We start from the raw sequence: 18,404 nt of genomic DNA, 5'->3' as shown, positions 1-18,404 counted from the left end.
TTTGCACATATGCCTTTTTTATATGAATGACTGGCTAAATTGATATGCAACAGTTGTCGTCAAAAGAAATAAAGAGATGAACCCTATTCCAAATAGAAATCCTGTTATCAATCTTTTCAAATTCGTACTTTCATATGGAGTTAACAGTTGAATAAATCCATCAACAGACATAGGGATTAATAAAAGGATATAAACAGAGGATGGCAGTTGCACGAACCACCATCCTATAAATCCTATAATCAATCCTACTAACTCCCCAGTACATCTCGCACAGATAGGAAACTGTTTTCCTTTATAAAAGAATGAACGCTCTGGACGTTGGTGACACCCAAAGAGGATTGGCAGGAATTTGTATAGGAAATGCATTAGAACATCATTGCTCCGCCGATACCTAATGCAAAGACAAAAATGTACCAAAGTGCAGCCAATCCTACTGATACAAGAGCGCCAATTCCTGCTGCTTTTGCTGTGTTAGGTTTAGAATCTTTCCATACTAGCCAAAGAATTAAACCAACTACTGGAATACAGCATCCTAAAATACCCCATCCAACTCCACCATCATCTTTGATAGTGTCATAGGACATTTCTCTTTGTGCAACTCCACAATGAGGGCAGACAACAGCTTTATCATCAATTTCTTGTCCACAGTTTTTACAGAACATCTATCTTATCACCACCACCAATGCCTATCATTGGTCTTTGTCTGTATATTTTATTATACCATATTGTTCAATCTTCTTGTGGATTTCAATGTGTTTTGATATAATTTCTATGACTTTGGAGACAAAGTCATTCTCCTGTTCCGATTGATTTCGGAATATAGGGTCTCTTGTAAAAAGGGGCCCTACTTCTTTTTTTTGATGAATATTTTAATGATGAATTATAAAAATTTACTAAACACCCTTTTTTATTACATTTTATTTGTTTTTTTTCCATTGCATTTAGAGCATAGAACTTGTAAATTAGATTCCACTGATTTTCCACCTTTTGAAACTGGTATTATATGGTCAATATGTAATCCTACTTCATCAGGCATATATTTTCCGCATTTTTGACATGTATAATTATCTCTCTTTTTTATCTTGTCTCTTAATTTTTTTGTCATTAACTTCCTTTGATTTTTCATATTATAAGCTTTTGTTGTTGTTTCAAAATTTATATTTTCTAATTTTTTATATTTTTCTCGAATTGCATTTATATCACAATTTTTAGAATCATAAATAATCTTTTCAATATAAGGATATCTCATATAATTTACTTGTTTATATTTTGTTTTTCTTCGTATAAAATAGAAACAAAACATATTTTTATCATCTAAAGCTTTTAAATACTGTGCTTTTCTTCTCTTTTTTAAAATAGAGTTTTCTATTTTTTTCTCGGATTCTTGTTTCCAATTGTTTAAGTTTTTTAAATATGTTTCAAATTCTTTCAATGAATTCTCTTTATTTCTTAATAAATATAATTCAATTTGTTCATCAATATCTACGTTTTTTTTACCTGTTATATCTATTTCAATTTTATAATAAGGATAAGAAAATGGATTATATTTATATGCTAAAAATACAGAGAGGATAAATATCAGACATATAATTATTAATATTACTTGAGATTCGTTATTTATAAATATCACCTCTTTTGTAACTAACGCTTGTATTTTAATGAAGTGGAGCAAAATCTCCTACAAGACTATCAAAATCATTCATACCTTGTTCTGTTTGTGAATTTTTGTCTTTAGAATTTTTGTTTTTTATACTGTTTTCATTTTCAATATTATTAATATTATAGTCTTGTTTATTGTTTTCTAAAATTGTGCATCCAGTTAATAAAAATATACAACTAGATAATAGAAACAGTTTTTTTTAGCATTTTCACTCACCCACATCAATCTGACTATTCCACATCATAGCTTCATCGCCGACAGGTGCCATTAAGACCTTACCAGTTCCTCGATATACATTGACCAATCCTTCACCAGATGCAGCCGAACCTATCAAGCTCTTTCCAGAACGTTCAACAGTGAAATCAAGACTACCACTCCATGCAATAGCCATGTTTCCATCAATCTTCAAGACATCATTTTCTAAAGTGATTTCAATAAGCTCCTCTCTAGGACATTTTGATTCTAAGCATACCACTCCACTTCCTTCAATGCCTAAGTTAAACAATCCTTCATTTCCTGCAAGTGCAGATGAAACATTACTTCTCATGACAGCCTTATGTTTTAAATTGGCATCACATGCTAAAAACAAGCCATCATCCAACACAATAGAATGATTCCAGTCACTCAAGTCAACTAATAAAATATGCTTATATGTTGGTTCTAAGACGAGTATTCCATTCCCTACATACTCAGGTTTAATGGCAGATTCACCAGTGACCTTTCCTCTGACAGCTTTACTGAAAAGGTCTCCAACACCTTTAACTCCCGTTGTAGCGTGGACATCCCCTAGCATCCATTGCATTGCACCAGCCTGTAAGGTAATGTTGGATTGCCCTACATCACAAACAACTTGTCTTTTTCTGACATTCATCTTGTCTGCAAAATAGGCCATCTGTGCATTTTGTGGCATGACGGATAAGTCTCTTTGATATTCTACAACCTTGAATGGGGCTAATTCATCAATGACTTTAACATCGTCATTATCATAAAAATTTCTAACTTTAAACAATTTTCATCCTCCGCAATTGACTTTGCTATTTTATTGTAGCATATATCTCAACAAAAAAAATGAAGGTATACCTTAATGTCATCGAATTAGAAAACGACATTAGATATGCCTACTTATATTAAGAATTGGTTTTCATTATCCTTATCTAAATATATTAAGGATTGTAATAACAAAACAACAATTATTAATTAGTTAATAAATTATTATCAGTATTGTTCTTATCAGGCCATATAGATAGTATTCCTTTTTGAATACGTTGTGTTTTGTTCAAATATCGAGAATACTGATAAATATCCGTATCATAATACATAGTTTTTTCTTGAATGGCCGGATATTTAAGATTATTAAGTGAAGGTAATTGCTTTGTCCCTTGCTTATAATTTAAGAATAAAGTTTCGTTTCTTTCTTCTAATAACTTACTTAATGAAGGATACAGCATTTTGTCTTCCATATTCCAAGCAAAATATGGAGTACAAGTCAAATCAAATGGATTAATGTAAATATGATTGTAATAATCAATGTCAACAATACACCCATGAATATATCCTGAACCGCCAATTGCTTTTATTTCTTTAGATACATTTTTTTGAATATGATAATACGGTTCTAATTCATAGATTAAATCAATAGCTTCTAACATGTGAGAATAATAATAATTAATATCTTTTTGCTCTAGTTTTTTTAATGCTCCACCATGTAAGATACACAATTGATGATTCTTGGATTCACTTATAAAGCAATAATAACCTTGTCTTTTTAACATATAAAGCTTATAAGGAGTACGGTTATAGTTACAACGAACATTCTTCCCGCGCAAGAAATTTTTATATTGTTCGGAAGTAATATTATATACTCCATCTTTATAATCAATAAATGTGTCATACGTTGTATTTAAAAGTAAAGAAGCAAGATGTACACTCGATATTGTCTCTGAGTAACCTATCTGATTATCAGCGTATATTCTTATATTTCCATCATCAGAAAAACTATTTCTATGAGTATGTCCACTGACATAAATAAAATTTGGAATATATTTTTCATCTGACCAACATTCAATTGGCATATGTGTTAATATGATGGGGTTCATGTCCTTCATAATTCTAACAATCTTTTGATATCTATTATCAAAATCTTCAGAAAGTTTAATTTCTTCTTCTCTAGAAATCGTCAATCTATATAATCCGTTATAGGCATTGAATTGTGAACTTTTACCACTAAATCCTATACCTCCAAAGAATATCGGACTTTTTCCATTAAGATATTTACGTGCTTCTTCTTCATTATACATATCTAATTCCAAAGGGGAAATTTCTTTCATTTGTAAATTATCATAGTAGAGAATATTGTCATGTAATAAATACATATCATATTGTGAAAGAAGAAGTTTATATTTACCAATTATTTCATCTAATGACATAGAAGGAAATTCCCATAATTCATGATTACCTAAAGTAAAAATGAAATGTATTCTTTTTTTCATATCGTACATTATTTTCTTGAGTTCTTTTACAAACAGAGTGTAAAGCTCAAAATCATGGCATACATCCCCATTAATCAATAAGAATTTAGCATAACATTCAGAGATAATCTGATAACACATCTTATGTATTTTATAAAGAATGTCTTCCTGTGTCATACAGTCCTGTAATTTGAATTCAAGATGTAAGTCAGATATATACTGTATATATATTTCATCTTCATTCCTATCTTCTTTCTCCCTCAAAATAATACTACTCTCATCATTATTCGCTTCGATATTTATTTTTAAAGGGGTTAATTTTTGTTTTTGTACTGTTTGATAATGCATTCCAAAAACTTCTAAGTATTTACTTTGCATCTTTGCATCTGTAAGATTCAGTTTTACATTATGAGGTATTTTATCTAAATTGTCACAATAAATCAGGTCAGCATGTGATAAATCATAATTTAGAAAAGCAATAAAAGATGCAATAAAGTTAAACTCAAATTTCCTGCTGAATATAAAGATATCTTCATCATAGTAATTGATAATGACAATGAATTTATCATGTATATCATCGTATTTTTTTATTATTTCAGAACGAATATGATGATAATAATGTGGAGGTAATGGACATTCTTGCGATATCCACTCAGAGATGTTTTCTTTAAGATTCATATCATAAAATAGATTTTTTATATTAAGTGTTTCATTATTATCTAAATGTAATTCTTCTAAATTCCTATAATATATTCTTGTTGAAGTAAATACTTTTTCTATTTCCATATAATAAAGATGGGATTTTAAGTCAAAACCATATTCTACATTAAGATGCTGATTTTCATCATTTAGAATATCTAAATCTTTTTTACTTATAGGTAGTTTCTTTAGTATTTTCAACAATTTCTCATTATTAGAGAATCTTAAATATGCTTCTTTAACATTAAAAAAAATATATTTGTATTTGTTCGGATTTGTACAATATTCTTCTAGAATTTTTTCAATATTTTTATTTAAACTTAAGAAGATGTCCATAAAACACTCAACATCTAATTCTATTGAACCATTATGATATAATTTATCAATTTTTTTCATTATTTTATTGACTTCACTAATATTTTCAAACTTAATAATCTTATCTACAAATTTATTATAATATTTTCTTTTTAGTTGCTCTGCACAATCATATTTAAAGATTTCATCTTCAGTATATCCTAATTTCATAAATAGAGAAATATTATATTGCAATCGAGGAAATGTTTCTATCTTTTTCATATTTATCCTATATTTATGGATTATCTCATCAGAAAAATCATATCCATAGTAAAATGCTCTATGATACATATCCCCCAACTTATCATGAAAACAATTAACAAATGACCAATATTCATCAAAATTTTTAAAATAAAAAAACTTCTTAATGCCTCGTATGTAAAAAAAATCCTCATAATAAATAAAAAATTTTTCTTTCAAGACATTATACCCTTTACAAAGAAAGTGTACATTTGGTTCATTTATTTTACTATAGATATCTATTTCTTTATTGTTTATCTTATTCAAACCATACATATACGACACCTCAGTTATCAACTTCTTTAAATATTATAACATACGTTTTATCATATAAAAATAGAATCAAATAAATTGATTCCTTTGTATAGAAAAACACCATATGATATAATTACTTATATAGGTCAAAGAAAGAAGGAATTAATATGTTTTTTAGACGAAAAGCAAAAACAATTTATTATAATACATCAATGTTTGATAACAATGATTTTGCAAATATAGTGCTCCAAAAAATAAATAGTTATCCTGAAATTATTTCTATAGAAATAGGAACTGGAAAGATTATCATCAAATCTAAAAATACAGAAATAGAAAAATATTGGTACAGTAACTATGGGTATGATTATATGACGTTCGAACAGGCAACAACCTTTGCACATTGGATTCACGAACATATGAATCATAGTGAATTATATGAATGTACTACATATACAAAATGTGGTGGTGGCGGAGAATTTCCAGTAGATATTATCGTCCCAATAGGTAATAATCCTTTTGTTCATAAAAAATGGTAATTATTGATATAGATAATAATACTTTTCATATCTAAAAAAGGAATCATTTCATTTGATTCCTTTTTTTAATCTTAAATTTTTACATAAACTTTTAAAAGAATATTCTGTTGATATATTATGTTCATATATTACTTTTTCCAAAATGGATTACCTTTTTCTTTTACGTTTGCATATGTTATATGGTCTGGATACTTTTTCAATAAATCCTTATATATTCGCTGTGCCTCATCACAACTATTGACAACTCCGCCAATAAAGAAATCATAGTTTTTCATTTTCCCAAAAACAGCTTTTTTTGAATTTGACATATGTTCCATTTTTTTTAAAGTGTCTTTGATTATAGTTTCCATCTCTTCTGGTTTTTTACCAATTAGTCTTTTTTCATCCAAGTCAAGACGAGCCGTTAAATCTAGAATATACTTATCTTTATAAATTAAACAACAATGATGAACAAATAGCTCAAGATGTGTTGTCAACCAACCTGACACAATTTTAAGATGATGTCTTGATATACCGTTTGATATCAAGTCATTATAGAGGTTTTGAGTATTTTGATAGCATTGACCTAATACTGGATTTTGTCTATCAAAAATATCTTGAATTTTTCTATTTTTTAAAGTTGATGTGACCTCATTATATAGAAGTATTTTCTTGCCCTCTATAGGAAAATAATCTGAAGGAACCTGAAATGATTTATCTTTATAATCGAAACAAAGTTCTTCTTTTTCATAATCAATGTCAGTTATACGTATCATATTTATAGTCCTTTCTATTCTTTATTTCTGCTATATAGCATATCATAGAGCATTAATTGTTGCAATATCTCCACATTTTTGACATCATTATCATAAGCTATACATTTATCAGTCTTCACAATCACTTCTAGTTTTATTTTTGATAACAAAAAAAAGGAATCAAATGAAATGATTCCATTATTTAGTAATCAAATTCTTCTATTAATGAATAAATTTTGCTTGTCGCTTCTGTTCCCGCATCATTCCAATCCTGTTCAAACTCTATATGATAAGTCTTATAAGAATCTTTCAATCTCTTTTCTAAATCATTCAAATAGCTGTCTTTCCATACTGTTGAAAGGATGTTATCTCTCCATTCACCGAAATATTTATCTTCTACTCCTTGAGATTCCCCGTATTTTACAATATCTTCTTCTATATCTTCAAACCATTTCGCTACAATATCATCAGACATCATGCTAACTTCAGCTACAACTTCTCCGTCTTCAACTCCTACTTTATAATCTTTGATAATCTTATCAGCGTATTTTGATGTCACCTTTTGTATTTTGCTCATTAATTGATTTTCAAAAGCTTCATCATCATTATAATAATTCATCCTATAATCAAATAATTTCTTCTTTTCTTTTAATGACATGTTGAGTTGATATATATTTTCAAAAGCTGTTGGCATATCATCTTCTGATAATGGGGTTCCATAAGAGTATTCATAGGCTTCATTAAACTTGCATTCCTGCAACATCTTCATCAATTTCTCAGCAGACTTGACGGCCTCTTTTTCATTATAAAGTGTAGAATCACCTGATGTGTCTGTCAATGCACTTTCATTTCCTGATGGCAATGGATTGATATTCTCACTACTACTTCCTCCTGTGCTGCATCCACATAAAAATCCCATACATAATAAACTTAAAACTAACCTTTTCACTATCATATACACCTCCTATTTAATCTTTTCATGACTGAAATTGTTCAGCCAATATATATCATCAGAGCATCCTGATGCAATTTTCAATTTTGATTTATCATATTTGACGACAACACCTAACTGATTTTTTGTCATAGTTTTTGTTGTCTTATATCCTGCGATATCTATTTTCCATGACATGCCAAGACCTACATTCAATGTCATCATTCCATCGGAATTGACATAGCTGGCTGTTGGATTCATTTCATCTGCTTCTATCCATGGTAATGTCTCATTGATAGATATATTAGAGATATGTGTCTGCACAGTATGTCCTTCACACGAACTTTTAAAACCATTGTATATATTTTCTTTTTCTGTGTCAGACATGTTTTCATCAAAGTATTCTGTTGAAATATCCTTGTAAGATTTTCCAGCTAATATATCCGTATAGATATTTTGTAGCATATTCTTATAATCACTTAGAACATTACTTGTTTCATTTTGATTTAACCCTATCTTAACTGTCACATCAAATCCATTTTCATCTAATCCTGCTACATCAGAAATAGAGAATTCTTTTTTGTATTCATTTCCATCAACACTCATTAAAACCTTAATATCATAGTCATATTTTGTTAAGCCAGTTAATTTATACTTTTCATAATATCCATTTTCAAGAGAAGATGCTTTTATCTCATTATTATTGATATATAACTTTGCACCTTTAGGAATAGATAGATAAGAGTCCTTTCTATAAATATCCTTCACATCCAAGAAATATCTATCATTCTCTTTTATAAAAGAGGCTTCACCTATCATTTGTTCATTATTTGTTTTATCGTTATACCTGTATTGGGCAATAACATTATCATCAACTTCTTCAATATTGATTTCTACATCCTTTGCATTGATATCATTTCCAAAAAAATCTTCCATATCGACTGTTTCATCTTCATGCAAGTATTGCTTAAGTTGTGTTTCACTCATATCTAATAATGACTGTGATGAATCTACATAAGTTAACATATTTTCGTAATCTTCATTCAACACATCCTCCATAAACACTTGGGAAATATCCTGTGGATTATCGAAGATAACTAGCCCATTTTCATCTTTCTTTAATCCAGAACATCCTACAAGCATTCCCAGACATAAAAAAAGCAATAGTTTTTGCTTCATAGACATATACCTCCTGTCATGCACGTAATATCATGACATATATACATATATTTTATCATGGAACACGTGAATATAGAGAAATCGTCTACCCATTCACATTTTTCCAATACATTCCTACGTTATTTTTCACATTTTTCCATGCAAAAAAGCTAGTATGTTTAAATACTAGCCCACCAAAAATTATTTGCAATTTTTTATCTCATCTCTTATCTTTTCTCTCAACCATTCAGACTTATCCTTATAAAAATTCTCTTTCAATGCCTTCTCAAAATCTATCATATCAGATTCATGACTTAGATAAATTTCAAAATCGTTGTATGCTGATTGTTTTATAAAAGAAATAATATTGATTATACCTGTCCTGATATGGAACTCCTGAAGCATACATTCTTCAATATTTGCAAAATGTCTCTGAAATAGCTTTATCTTTTTTGTTGCCATATCTAAAATCTCGTATTTGATATATCCTCAATAGCTTCTCTAGTTCCACAGTTTGAACAGATTTGAGTCTTATTGTCACGTCTTGATATAGAAAATGTACCTTCAAATATAGAAGAACCACAATAAGGGCATTTTTCAAGACTCGTTCTGACTCTATAGACATTATACATATCCTCTACTGTCTGCCCTAATCTTAATTTATTGAGGAAAACTTCTTCTTCATAAGCAGGATAATATTCTTCAGGATGTAATTCCTCTACAACGGTACGCAATGATTTAAAGATTGTTTTAAGAGTTTCTATAGAATTATCATCCATTAAAACCCATTTATCCTCACATTTTGAAAAATCATCAAAATTTCTTTTTAAAACTTCTAATGATAACTTCTCTACCTGACACTTCTTTAAATCTAAAGCATTATATTGCAATTGTCTGTTTTGCATTTTGAGAATATCTTCTAATTCTTCTTGTCTTTCTTTCTTGTTCATATAATATCTCCTTCTATATTTATTATCTTAATAAGATTATATCATAATAGCACCTATATAGGTACTAAAATTAACCGATTTATGTTTTTTCTTTTATAAAACCACGATATCTGATACTATACAATAAAAAGAGGGTGTTCTCATGTGGGAAAGACGTCCAACTAATCAAAAAGATGAATATAAAATAATATTACTATCCTTTTCAGCTATGACTGAGCTTTTTGCTCAGAAGAACAGTAAGTCATAAAAATCAGCTGTCTTCTGCAACGAAACAGAAATAGACCAACATAATGAAGAATTACTGAATTTACAAAATATAATTCTATCTCAGCACAAAGGAAAACGATGTGGGGTTTTATTCCCTGATGGAACAACTAAAGAATACTTTGATGAATTCCTCTCATCATGCGAATATGTTGACTTTACAAACGGAGTAGACCTTTTTGAAGAAAATGATAAATACGCTCTTCATTGTTATGGTCATAGTTACATACAAAATGGTTTTCTAAAATATAAAACACAAACTATTTATGTTGTTTTTCAATAAAGTACATAAAAGAGCCCTATGCAGGCTCTTTTTCTTTAAACTCTATAGTCTGATACACAATTCCATATAGCTCAATAGCATATCCATTCAACATCTCTTCTGCATAGCAATCTGTTCTATACTTTGCAAAATCCTTAAAAGTTGCATGAGGATTATCTTCCAAATACTCATCAAATCCTTCAATATCCTTTCTATGAGCAAGAATGGTATTATAGATTTCCTGCTTAGCATCATCAAGAGTCATAAGTGATAAGTTTGTTCCTTTGCATAAAACGAATGTTGTTTTCATATCATTGATTTGCTTTGTTTCTGTTCGTCCACAAAGATAATCTAATGACACTTTATAATATTTTGATAATTGAATAAGCTTTGGAACAGATGGAAGACGTTGTCCAGATTCGTATTGCGAGATAATAGGTTTAGATATTCCCAATTGCTCTGCAACCATTCTCTGTGATAACCCCTTTTCTATTCTGATATTCTTTAATCGTTCTGCAATCATTGCAAGTTCATTTTTCATAGCCAGCACCTTCTTTCATTCATATATAGCATATCATATTATGTTGCTATATGCAAAGAAAAGCCTATCTATTCACGTTTACCAATACTTTTCAACCTCCCCATACACTTCTCTTATCCTATCCTCTCCCCACTCTTCATCCCATTCCTTTTCTTCATCATGAATGATTTGATAGATGTGAAGAAGATTATTGGGAGTAATTTCTATTTCCAGATAAAAGCTATCCTCCTTGCCTCTATCATAATACTTTTCCCATTCCAGTTGAATCGTTCCGTTAGGATTTGGAAAGACTTCTGGCTGAATTCGAAAAGAGGAAATGATGTTTTTGGCAAAGTTTATGACATTTTTGTCTATTCTCTGACTTCCTTCCAAATACCAACCATCTTCCAATAATCCACACGCCTCTATTTTAGACAGATTCATCATCAAATTCTTTTCATAATCACTCTTTATCTCTTTTGTATACTCAAGAGTGATTGGAAGCATGTTGGAATGTTGAAGGGATTCCTCCATGAAATCCATAGCAAGAGATTGTGAAGGTGGAAGAAGAGTTTTGAGAGGCCCACCAAAAGCCGAATTATCTCCTATATAAGAAAACATGATAGTGGAGTTGATGGAATATACATGGTATTGTCCATTTCCGGTAAAAATATCAGTCAATATACAAAATGGACATTTTCTGCCTTTATAAAGAAAAGAAAAACCTTGAATAAACATAATATCATCCCCTACTATCTATGATAGCATGAATGGGAGATGTTATGAGTTTTCAAGGGATTTGTTTTTATTATGATACTAATGTTGTATTATTGTCATCTTCATCATATTCAGACAATATTTCCATCTCATATTCAACTTGTTCAATGATGGGCTGAACTTTTTGGAAAGGATACTCGTCTTCAATTTCTACTAAAATTCTTTCTGTTTCTTCATCTTTATCTAATGCAATTTGTGCACCAAAGACGAGACCGATAATATAGTTAGCAAAAATATCACTTCTCTTATTCATCTCAACAAGTGGTACATTCTTATTATGTTTTAATTCGTATGCACATTTACTTAGTAAAAAATAGAACTGAGTTGAGTCGTCAATATTTTCAATATTAATGAATATAATGTTGTCTTCTGGAAAGATACCTACATCTGAATGATTCATAACCAACTTATCTGAAGGCATATTGTCTCTATTAAAATAAACTTTGCATTGCAAGTCCATCATTTCAAATAGACTCGCTATAAATACTACACCCATGTTTACACAACCTTTCTTTTTCTTAGATAATTCTATCATTTCTCTCATATCTGTACAATAAAAAAAGGTCTTTCGACCTATTTTAAACTATCTTTCAATGTTTTAGATGGTTTGAATTTGACAGCTTTAGAAGCTGGAATTTCAATCTTTTCTCCTGTTGAAGGATTCACTCCTGTTCTTGCTTTTCTTTCAGTGACTTCATATTTCCCAAACTTAGCAATGTCTACAGTACCACCACTAACTAGACATTCTTTCATTTCTTCAAAGATAGAATCCACAATTTCTTGAGAAACTTTCTGAGATAATTCATAATTTTTAGCAATTTCACTTGCAATAGATTTTTTGTTTAATGTATATGACATTTTATATTCCTCCTTTAATCGAATTCTCATCACTAGACGAGATATGACTGTCTCACACGATGCTCTATACTTAAAGTATTATAGCGAGTTAGTCTAATGTATACAATATTATATCCGAATTTATAGAGCAAATTCAACTGATTTTTTTTATCCTGCAAAAACATTAGCTGCGTAAAAGCACCAACTAAAATCTTGAAAGTCATCGTTATATTCATATGTGACAACTACTTTTATTCCTTGCATTGAAAAACTTGAATGAGTAATGTTCGCATAATGTCCACTGCTTGTAGTCCAATTTGATGCAAATTGATTCGCTATACTCTCAATATTTTCATCTGTTGGTGAAAAATCACTTCTACTTATATAAGCTATATTCTCCCCACTGGTATTATACGACTCTAACATTGATAAAACAGACTCTCCGTTTGGTCTATCATGAGAATATTTTTGAACAAGCTCATTTCCTCTAATATTAGCAATTCGAGTCAAATCAGAATTAGCCAAAAACTCTGGCAATCCTGCGTTTGTTCTAACAAAATTCACTTTGTCGAAAAGATATGATGTTATACTTTCGCCATAACTATCAAGTTGTGATTGAGTTGGTTTGTTATTTTTTTCTATATTTTGAGATGAATTTGATGATTCATTCGAAGCATTATGAGAAGTTGTATTCTTTTGATTATTGCTTGAAGGCATAGAACTACTTGTTGCTTTCTTTTTATGAGAAGAACTAGATTTTTTATTTTTATCAGATTCTTTCTTAGAATAATTATCTGTACTCTTTTTTTCATTATCTTCACTTTGATGATATACTATCTGATTATCATTTTCATTCTCTTCAAACCCAATCCAATCAATATAATATTGCTCTCCTCTTTTCTCTATCACAAAAGGATTATTCGTTAATGTCACTCCTCCAATCAATACCATCACAAGAACAGCCTGCAAAACCTTCCTCATTTCTTTCACCTCATTCTTTTTTCATTTTACCAAATTCTTTTGCTATTTGCAACATAATATTTATGATTTTCCTAAATATTTTGCTTATTATTTTATAATATATTCAAGAGTACAAATCTATTGTAAAATAGAGATGAGGTGATTTGATGTTCAATGTAATCGTCTGTTGTACAAGTGGAATGTCTTCTAATCTGCTTGCATCTAAAATGAATAAATTAATCCTTTCAAAAAACTATCATATATCTCTTCACGTTTGTGGGCTTTATATGTTAGAGACCGGTTTAAAAGTAAAACCCGATATCATCCTTCTAACTCCCTATGTCAAATATGCAAGAAGGAAGATTGAAAGATTATATAAGGATATCCCTATCCTCGACATTAGCATGGAAGAATATGGAACTATGGATGTTGAAGAGATATTGGATAGAATATGGAAAGAGTTGTCTCAGAAATAGAGACAACTCTCTTTTTAATTGACTATGCGTTGAAAATTTTTAACTCTTTAGTAACGTTAATAAGATTTGTAAGTTCCTTTTCCATAAACTGTTGCAGGTTCATATGCAGTATTGGCAGTTGTCCATGTATCCTCTCCTTCATGGCTGTACCATTGTCCCTGATAAGACGTATTATAAACTGCATGAATCATTCCATCACCATTATTAACAGCACTACTATATCTACTTAACACAAAATATTTATTGATAAATTGTAAAATTGTAACAGCTGTAAATACTGAACTGATTTTACCAAGACCACGTAATAATGCTGTGGCTGTTGAGCCTGCTATTCCACTGCTTACAATTAAGCTGTAAACTTCATCATATGGTTTACTTGCAATAGAACTGGCAATTTCTTCGATTCTAGACCATTTATAGTCTTCTTTCAATAAATTATAGACAAGTTTTGTATCTGAAATTGAAGTATAAGTTACAGATTTCATCCAAATATTTCCATTAACAGCTGAAGTAGGGGCTCCACTACCATATTTCCAATATCCACCTCTTGTTTGTCCAGTGTGTTTTGTTCCTATCAAAATACCATCGTATATTCCAAATGGTTGAATGCCATCTTGATTACCACCCTGTAAAGCATACATAACTTTATCATTGATAGTATCCATATAAGCTTTAAAATGTGGAGCTTTATCATAATCTACAACATATGGATTATCTCCAGTTCCATCGCCACTTATAATTGCTTTTTCTAATTCTGCGTCTATAATATCTGTTTCGCTCATTTCAGAAGTAGCACTTGTATTGACAATTGGTACTGCCATTATAAAAATTGATAACGAGAGGATTGCTTTTAATATTTTCTTAAACATATTTTATCTCCTTTCTTCATATTTATTTCAACCTGCATAATCAATTTTTAAATGAAATTAATATTATGTTTTTTGACTAAACTTTCTATAAGTTATAAAACCAAAATAGCCAAATATAATCAATGACAGAATAGAGTCAAATACAATAGCAACCGTATTATCAGTTCTGTTAAATACCTCTAATAATAAAGGTATACCGACTGCAAATCCTACTACAAATCCCCAAATGCAATGGAACCATGATTTTGGGAAGAATATGAAACCAATGAACAATATAATTATAAGTAACATAACTGTATTACTCATGAAAGAAAAGTGATACTCGCCAATTTCCCAAAATAGTGCTAAAACACCCAAAACACAAATTAATAAGTTATTCATCTTAGGGCTCATAAATTTAAACATACAACCACCCTCCATTTCTCAAATTAATCCATCTTCACTATTCCATAGCTCCTTACAACCTTTTTCATAAACTTCTTCTATTTTTTGATGATTCTTTACATATATGTTTACTATTTTTTTGATATGAGGATTTGTTAATTCTTGTATTTTCACTTTATCTTCAAAGTCAGAACTGTTTTTTATACTTGAGCAGTCAATTTCCTTTCGAATCCAAAAGTCTTTAACCTTAATAAAAATATATATACATTTTTCATTATATCTAAATATGGATGTGTTTTCCCAAATCTCAACTTCACATTCATAATCATTGTATTTCCAATCATATTCCATATATTTTTTATCATAATCATTTATAAATACCCTTGAATTTCTCTCTTTTAGGAAATAGATACTCTTAATATCATCAGGATACTCAACACCTATAGGTTGACTTTCCTTATAATTGTAAATAAACCCAATACCTCCATAATCCTCTACAAAATAAGGATTATAGTCATCTTCCTTCCAGATTTGTGAATAAAATAGGATTAATATCAGAACAAATAGAAAAATGAAACCTATAAACAATTTCTTTATCATAACATTTACTTTTTATTTACCCAAACAAGCCCTAATGTCCAACTTGCATGAATAGTTGCATCTGATTTACCCCAACTATCATAACATTTAAAATATCCCTTATTGTTTGCATCCTCTTTGTACTGATATCCTACTACCCAATGGTCCCCATATGTAGAACCAAATGCTTTTACAAGTCCAATTCCTACACAGTTTGGAAAACCTTTTATTTTTTCTACAGCTTTTCCCCATGTAGTACCTACAGACTGATATCCAGGAGCAAAGTATAAACCAGCTTGTTTAGAAATAATATACCACATTCCATTTGATACATTGACAGGTCGAGTTGCTGTTGGATTTGTAGTATGAGCTGCCAATTCAGTTATGAGTTTACCTGGAGAAGTACTATTTCTTGTTCTAATATTTGATGGAACAATTCTATCATCAATATAATCATCAATATAGGCAAGAATTACAGCCGCAGCATGAGGACCACATGTATTATTAGTATTTTTCCAATTCTTATATCTTGTAAAGCGACTGCTTGATGTTCCTCTCCAAACATTATCTCCTCTAGTCATAACCATTGGATTACTGTTAAGAACTTCATTATTTGCTTTTATTAATTCTTCAGAAAAATTGTTTTCTGTACTTCGTGTTGTCGGAATAGTCTCTCCACTAACAGATGTCATAACTCCATTATTATCATAAAAATAATTATATGGTCCAAAATAGTATAGCTTTTTATTTAAAACATCCTTGTAAGGATTGTCACTATTAGGCATAGCTTCAGATATAAATCCATTTTTAGTAGCTACAGCATAACCGTCATTGTATTCGTATAAATCATAAACTTGTTCATTATTTAAATCATATAAATGATAAATACTACTAATTTCTACATTTTTTTCTAAAAGCGAACTTAATTGCATTGTAACAATATCCTTTAAATCTAATGCACTTACATTTATTACAGGAATACTCAATAATACCATAAGTGTTGATATAAAAATCTTAATTATATTCTTTTTTAATTTCATTAATATTCTCCTTTCATAATTATTTACAAACAATATCTACAATGTAAAGAACCCCTCCATATACTTATTTTACACCGCCTTTCTTAGGTATACTGTTCTTCTAATTGTATTTTATCATGTATTACATGCTAAATGCAATATAATAAAAAATATATAAAATTGTATTGCTTTTTCCTAAATTTATTTGTATAATATTTATGATAAATACAAATTAATATTTTTTGAGGTGAAGAAAGGACGTGAGAGCACATAAATGTATTACTGAAATGAAAGAAAGCTTCGGCTATAATTTTGATGGGATTGGCCAACCTGAGATGGAACTTATTGTAAGTCATCTTTTGGAAGGCATGAAAGAAAACCGAGTGAAAATGCCTATCATTGATATAACAAATAGACTGGGATTTACTGTTTATCAGTTTCCATTCACAAAGGAAGGCTGCATTCAACCCGTAAAGGCCTTTTTTGGAATCAATGCAGAATTTAGCATGAATGAGAATTCTAATTACTTCTTAATTGAAAAAAATATGTCCAATGAAGATAAAAGATTCTTTGTTGCATATCTTCTTGCACATTATTTACTAGATATCGATGAAAGACATACTGATTTCTTTCAGCTGGCTGTTACAAAGAAAGACATAAAAAACAATACCTATACAAGACTTGCATTAACCCTACTGATGCCAGAAAATATCTTTAGGGCACAGCTGGAATTTTTGCAAGCATCATATAGGGTGGCAAATAGAGAAAATGAATTAAACCCGAAAATGACCATTTATAGACTTTCAAGAATCTTTCAGGTCACACCTAATATGGTGCGTGCCAGAATGATTCAACTTAATATCTCTTTGGTCAACAAAAAGAAAATTGAAGAGGTTTTAGAAGAGGCTACTTCCAATGAGTAGCCTCTTTTATATATCTTCTTTACTTGATGAAAGTCTTCTTCTGAGTGTAGAAAAATTAAAAGTCGAAGGATAAACAGTACATGATTGCATCACAATCATGCTTCTTGTCTTATCTATATCATCATATCCTATGACAACATGATATCTCTCTAATATCTCATCAACAACTGCCTGGTCACAGTATTTATAATTGATGAGAAAATGGATTTTATCAATATTGATTCCTGCATTATCTCCCCCAACAGTCGTCACAAATGTCAGCCATTCTGAACAACGGTTTCTTAAGGAAATATAATGGAATGTTGAAGGAATAATATCACCATTATCAAGCAAGATTAATGATTTTATCTTATCTTCATCTAGTAGCGCTTTGATAAGTTTTCCTTCCTCTAATCCCCTTTCAAAAATCTCACGAGAAGCTTGGCTTCCATACTCAATTATGGCTTCTATCTGATAAACAGGGACGGCAACGCTGTTTTGTCCAATCACTGTTATTGTAGGAATTTCCAAGTTTTTAGTGAGTTTATCTATATCTTTCTTCACTATATC

The 18,404-nt window shown here is 29.9% G+C and carries 23 protein-coding genes; 3 read left to right on the top strand and 20 right to left on the bottom strand.

Annotated features, from left to right (window positions below):
* Window positions 1-18 precede the first annotated feature (18 nt).
* From B5E87_RS15685 to B5E87_RS04720, 5 genes are all read right to left on the bottom strand, one after another.
* Window positions 19-366, bottom strand: coding sequence for a DUF2085 domain-containing protein (locus B5E87_RS15685; RefSeq protein WP_087243774.1), 348 nt, complete (start codon window positions 364-366; stop codon window positions 19-21).
* A complete protein-coding gene (locus B5E87_RS04735; protein WP_087243773.1) occupies window positions 366-662 on the bottom strand; it encodes a zinc-ribbon domain-containing protein in 297 nt (98 codons plus the stop codon). Before B5E87_RS04735 ends, B5E87_RS15685 begins: the two co-directional genes overlap by 1 nt.
* A gap of 248 nt (window positions 663-910) precedes the next feature.
* On the bottom strand, window positions 911-1,630 hold the full coding sequence (locus B5E87_RS04730; RefSeq protein ID WP_158095552.1) for an HNH endonuclease: 720 nt from the start codon (window positions 1,628-1,630) through the stop codon (window positions 911-913).
* Between the two features lie 238 nt (window positions 1,631-1,868).
* The gene (locus B5E87_RS04725; RefSeq protein ID WP_087243772.1) at window positions 1,869-2,669 is read right to left on the bottom strand and encodes an AIM24 family protein; all 801 of its coding nucleotides are present in this window, start codon (window positions 2,667-2,669) and stop codon (window positions 1,869-1,871) included.
* Window positions 2,670-2,853: 184 nt separating this feature from the next.
* Window positions 2,854-5,352, bottom strand: a complete 2,499-nt coding sequence (locus B5E87_RS04720) for a metallophosphoesterase (protein ID WP_158095551.1) — start codon at window positions 5,350-5,352, stop codon at window positions 2,854-2,856.
* Window positions 5,353-5,843: 491 nt separating this feature from the next.
* Between B5E87_RS04720 and B5E87_RS04715 the strand changes: the two genes are divergently transcribed.
* A complete protein-coding gene (locus tag B5E87_RS04715) occupies window positions 5,844-6,212 on the top strand; it encodes a hypothetical protein (RefSeq protein WP_087243770.1) in 369 nt (122 codons plus the stop codon).
* Window positions 6,213-6,340: 128 nt separating this feature from the next.
* Here the strand turns inward: B5E87_RS04715 and B5E87_RS04710 are convergent, their stop codons facing one another.
* The 10 genes from B5E87_RS04710 to B5E87_RS04665 all read right to left on the bottom strand — a co-directional run bounded on the left by B5E87_RS04710 (window position 6,341) and on the right by B5E87_RS04665 (window position 13,626).
* Complete coding sequence (locus B5E87_RS04710) at window positions 6,341-6,967, bottom strand: hypothetical protein (protein WP_087243769.1); 627 nt, start codon at window positions 6,965-6,967, stop codon at window positions 6,341-6,343.
* Window positions 6,968-7,148: 181 nt separating this feature from the next.
* Window positions 7,149-7,901, bottom strand: a complete 753-nt coding sequence (locus B5E87_RS04705; RefSeq protein ID WP_087243768.1) for a hypothetical protein — start codon at window positions 7,899-7,901, stop codon at window positions 7,149-7,151.
* Between the two features lie 9 nt (window positions 7,902-7,910).
* Window positions 7,911-9,056 carry a hypothetical protein gene (locus B5E87_RS04700; RefSeq protein ID WP_087243767.1) on the bottom strand — a complete coding sequence of 382 codons (1,146 nt, stop codon included), beginning with the start codon at window positions 9,054-9,056 and terminating at the stop codon, window positions 7,911-7,913.
* 180 nt (window positions 9,057-9,236) lie between these two features.
* The gene (locus B5E87_RS04695) at window positions 9,237-9,497 is read right to left on the bottom strand and encodes a hypothetical protein (RefSeq protein WP_087243766.1); all 261 of its coding nucleotides are present in this window, start codon (window positions 9,495-9,497) and stop codon (window positions 9,237-9,239) included.
* Between the two features lie 2 nt (window positions 9,498-9,499).
* A complete protein-coding gene (locus tag B5E87_RS04690) occupies window positions 9,500-9,985 on the bottom strand; it encodes a hypothetical protein (RefSeq protein ID WP_087243765.1) in 486 nt (161 codons plus the stop codon).
* Window positions 9,986-10,548: 563 nt separating this feature from the next.
* Window positions 10,549-11,052: a helix-turn-helix domain-containing protein gene (locus tag B5E87_RS04685; RefSeq protein ID WP_241147130.1), complete on the bottom strand. Its 504-nt coding sequence runs from the start codon at window positions 11,050-11,052 to the stop codon at window positions 10,549-10,551.
* 78 nt (window positions 11,053-11,130) lie between these two features.
* Window positions 11,131-11,769, bottom strand: a complete 639-nt coding sequence (locus tag B5E87_RS04680) for a hypothetical protein (protein WP_087243764.1) — start codon at window positions 11,767-11,769, stop codon at window positions 11,131-11,133.
* Between the two features lie 70 nt (window positions 11,770-11,839).
* Window positions 11,840-12,352, bottom strand: a complete 513-nt coding sequence (locus tag B5E87_RS04675; RefSeq protein ID WP_158095550.1) for a hypothetical protein — start codon at window positions 12,350-12,352, stop codon at window positions 11,840-11,842.
* Window positions 12,353-12,381: 29 nt separating this feature from the next.
* On the bottom strand, window positions 12,382-12,666 hold the full coding sequence (locus tag B5E87_RS04670) for an HU family DNA-binding protein (protein WP_087243762.1): 285 nt from the start codon (window positions 12,664-12,666) through the stop codon (window positions 12,382-12,384).
* 147 nt (window positions 12,667-12,813) lie between these two features.
* Window positions 12,814-13,626 (bottom strand): CAP domain-containing protein, encoded by an 813-nt coding sequence (locus tag B5E87_RS04665; RefSeq protein ID WP_087243761.1) that lies wholly within the window; start codon window positions 13,624-13,626, stop codon window positions 12,814-12,816.
* Window positions 13,627-13,772: 146 nt separating this feature from the next.
* Between B5E87_RS04665 and B5E87_RS04660 the strand changes: the two genes are divergently transcribed.
* Window positions 13,773-14,081 (top strand): PTS sugar transporter subunit IIB, encoded by a 309-nt coding sequence (locus B5E87_RS04660; RefSeq protein WP_087243760.1) that lies wholly within the window; start codon window positions 13,773-13,775, stop codon window positions 14,079-14,081.
* A 56-nt stretch (window positions 14,082-14,137) separates the two neighbouring features.
* Here B5E87_RS04660 and B5E87_RS04655 read toward each other — a convergent pair whose 3' ends face one another.
* The 4 genes from B5E87_RS04655 to B5E87_RS04640 all read right to left on the bottom strand — a co-directional run bounded on the left by B5E87_RS04655 (window position 14,138) and on the right by B5E87_RS04640 (window position 16,908).
* Window positions 14,138-14,950: a hypothetical protein gene (locus B5E87_RS04655; protein WP_087243759.1), complete on the bottom strand. Its 813-nt coding sequence runs from the start codon at window positions 14,948-14,950 to the stop codon at window positions 14,138-14,140.
* Window positions 14,951-15,013: 63 nt separating this feature from the next.
* Window positions 15,014-15,355 carry a hypothetical protein gene (locus tag B5E87_RS04650; RefSeq protein ID WP_087243758.1) on the bottom strand — a complete coding sequence of 114 codons (342 nt, stop codon included), beginning with the start codon at window positions 15,353-15,355 and terminating at the stop codon, window positions 15,014-15,016.
* 18 nt (window positions 15,356-15,373) lie between these two features.
* Window positions 15,374-15,934 carry a hypothetical protein gene (locus B5E87_RS04645; RefSeq protein WP_087243757.1) on the bottom strand — a complete coding sequence of 187 codons (561 nt, stop codon included), beginning with the start codon at window positions 15,932-15,934 and terminating at the stop codon, window positions 15,374-15,376.
* Window positions 15,935-15,939: 5 nt separating this feature from the next.
* Complete coding sequence (locus B5E87_RS04640) at window positions 15,940-16,908, bottom strand: C39 family peptidase (protein ID WP_158095549.1); 969 nt, start codon at window positions 16,906-16,908, stop codon at window positions 15,940-15,942.
* 284 nt (window positions 16,909-17,192) lie between these two features.
* Between B5E87_RS04640 and B5E87_RS04635 the strand changes: the two genes are divergently transcribed.
* On the top strand, window positions 17,193-17,855 hold the full coding sequence (locus B5E87_RS04635; RefSeq protein WP_087243755.1) for an ImmA/IrrE family metallo-endopeptidase: 663 nt from the start codon (window positions 17,193-17,195) through the stop codon (window positions 17,853-17,855).
* A 6-nt stretch (window positions 17,856-17,861) separates the two neighbouring features.
* Here B5E87_RS04635 and B5E87_RS04630 read toward each other — a convergent pair whose 3' ends face one another.
* A complete protein-coding gene (locus B5E87_RS04630) occupies window positions 17,862-18,398 on the bottom strand; it encodes a DUF370 domain-containing protein (protein WP_158095548.1) in 537 nt (178 codons plus the stop codon).
* Window positions 18,399-18,404: the final 6 nt, after the last annotated feature.

The sequence above is a fragment of the Massilimicrobiota sp. An142 genome, assembly GCF_002160725.1.
Taxonomy (GTDB): domain Bacteria; phylum Bacillota_I; class Bacilli_A; order Erysipelotrichales; family Coprobacillaceae; genus Allocoprobacillus; species Allocoprobacillus merdigallinarum.
This window is presented reverse-complemented; position numbering and strand designations above follow the sequence as displayed.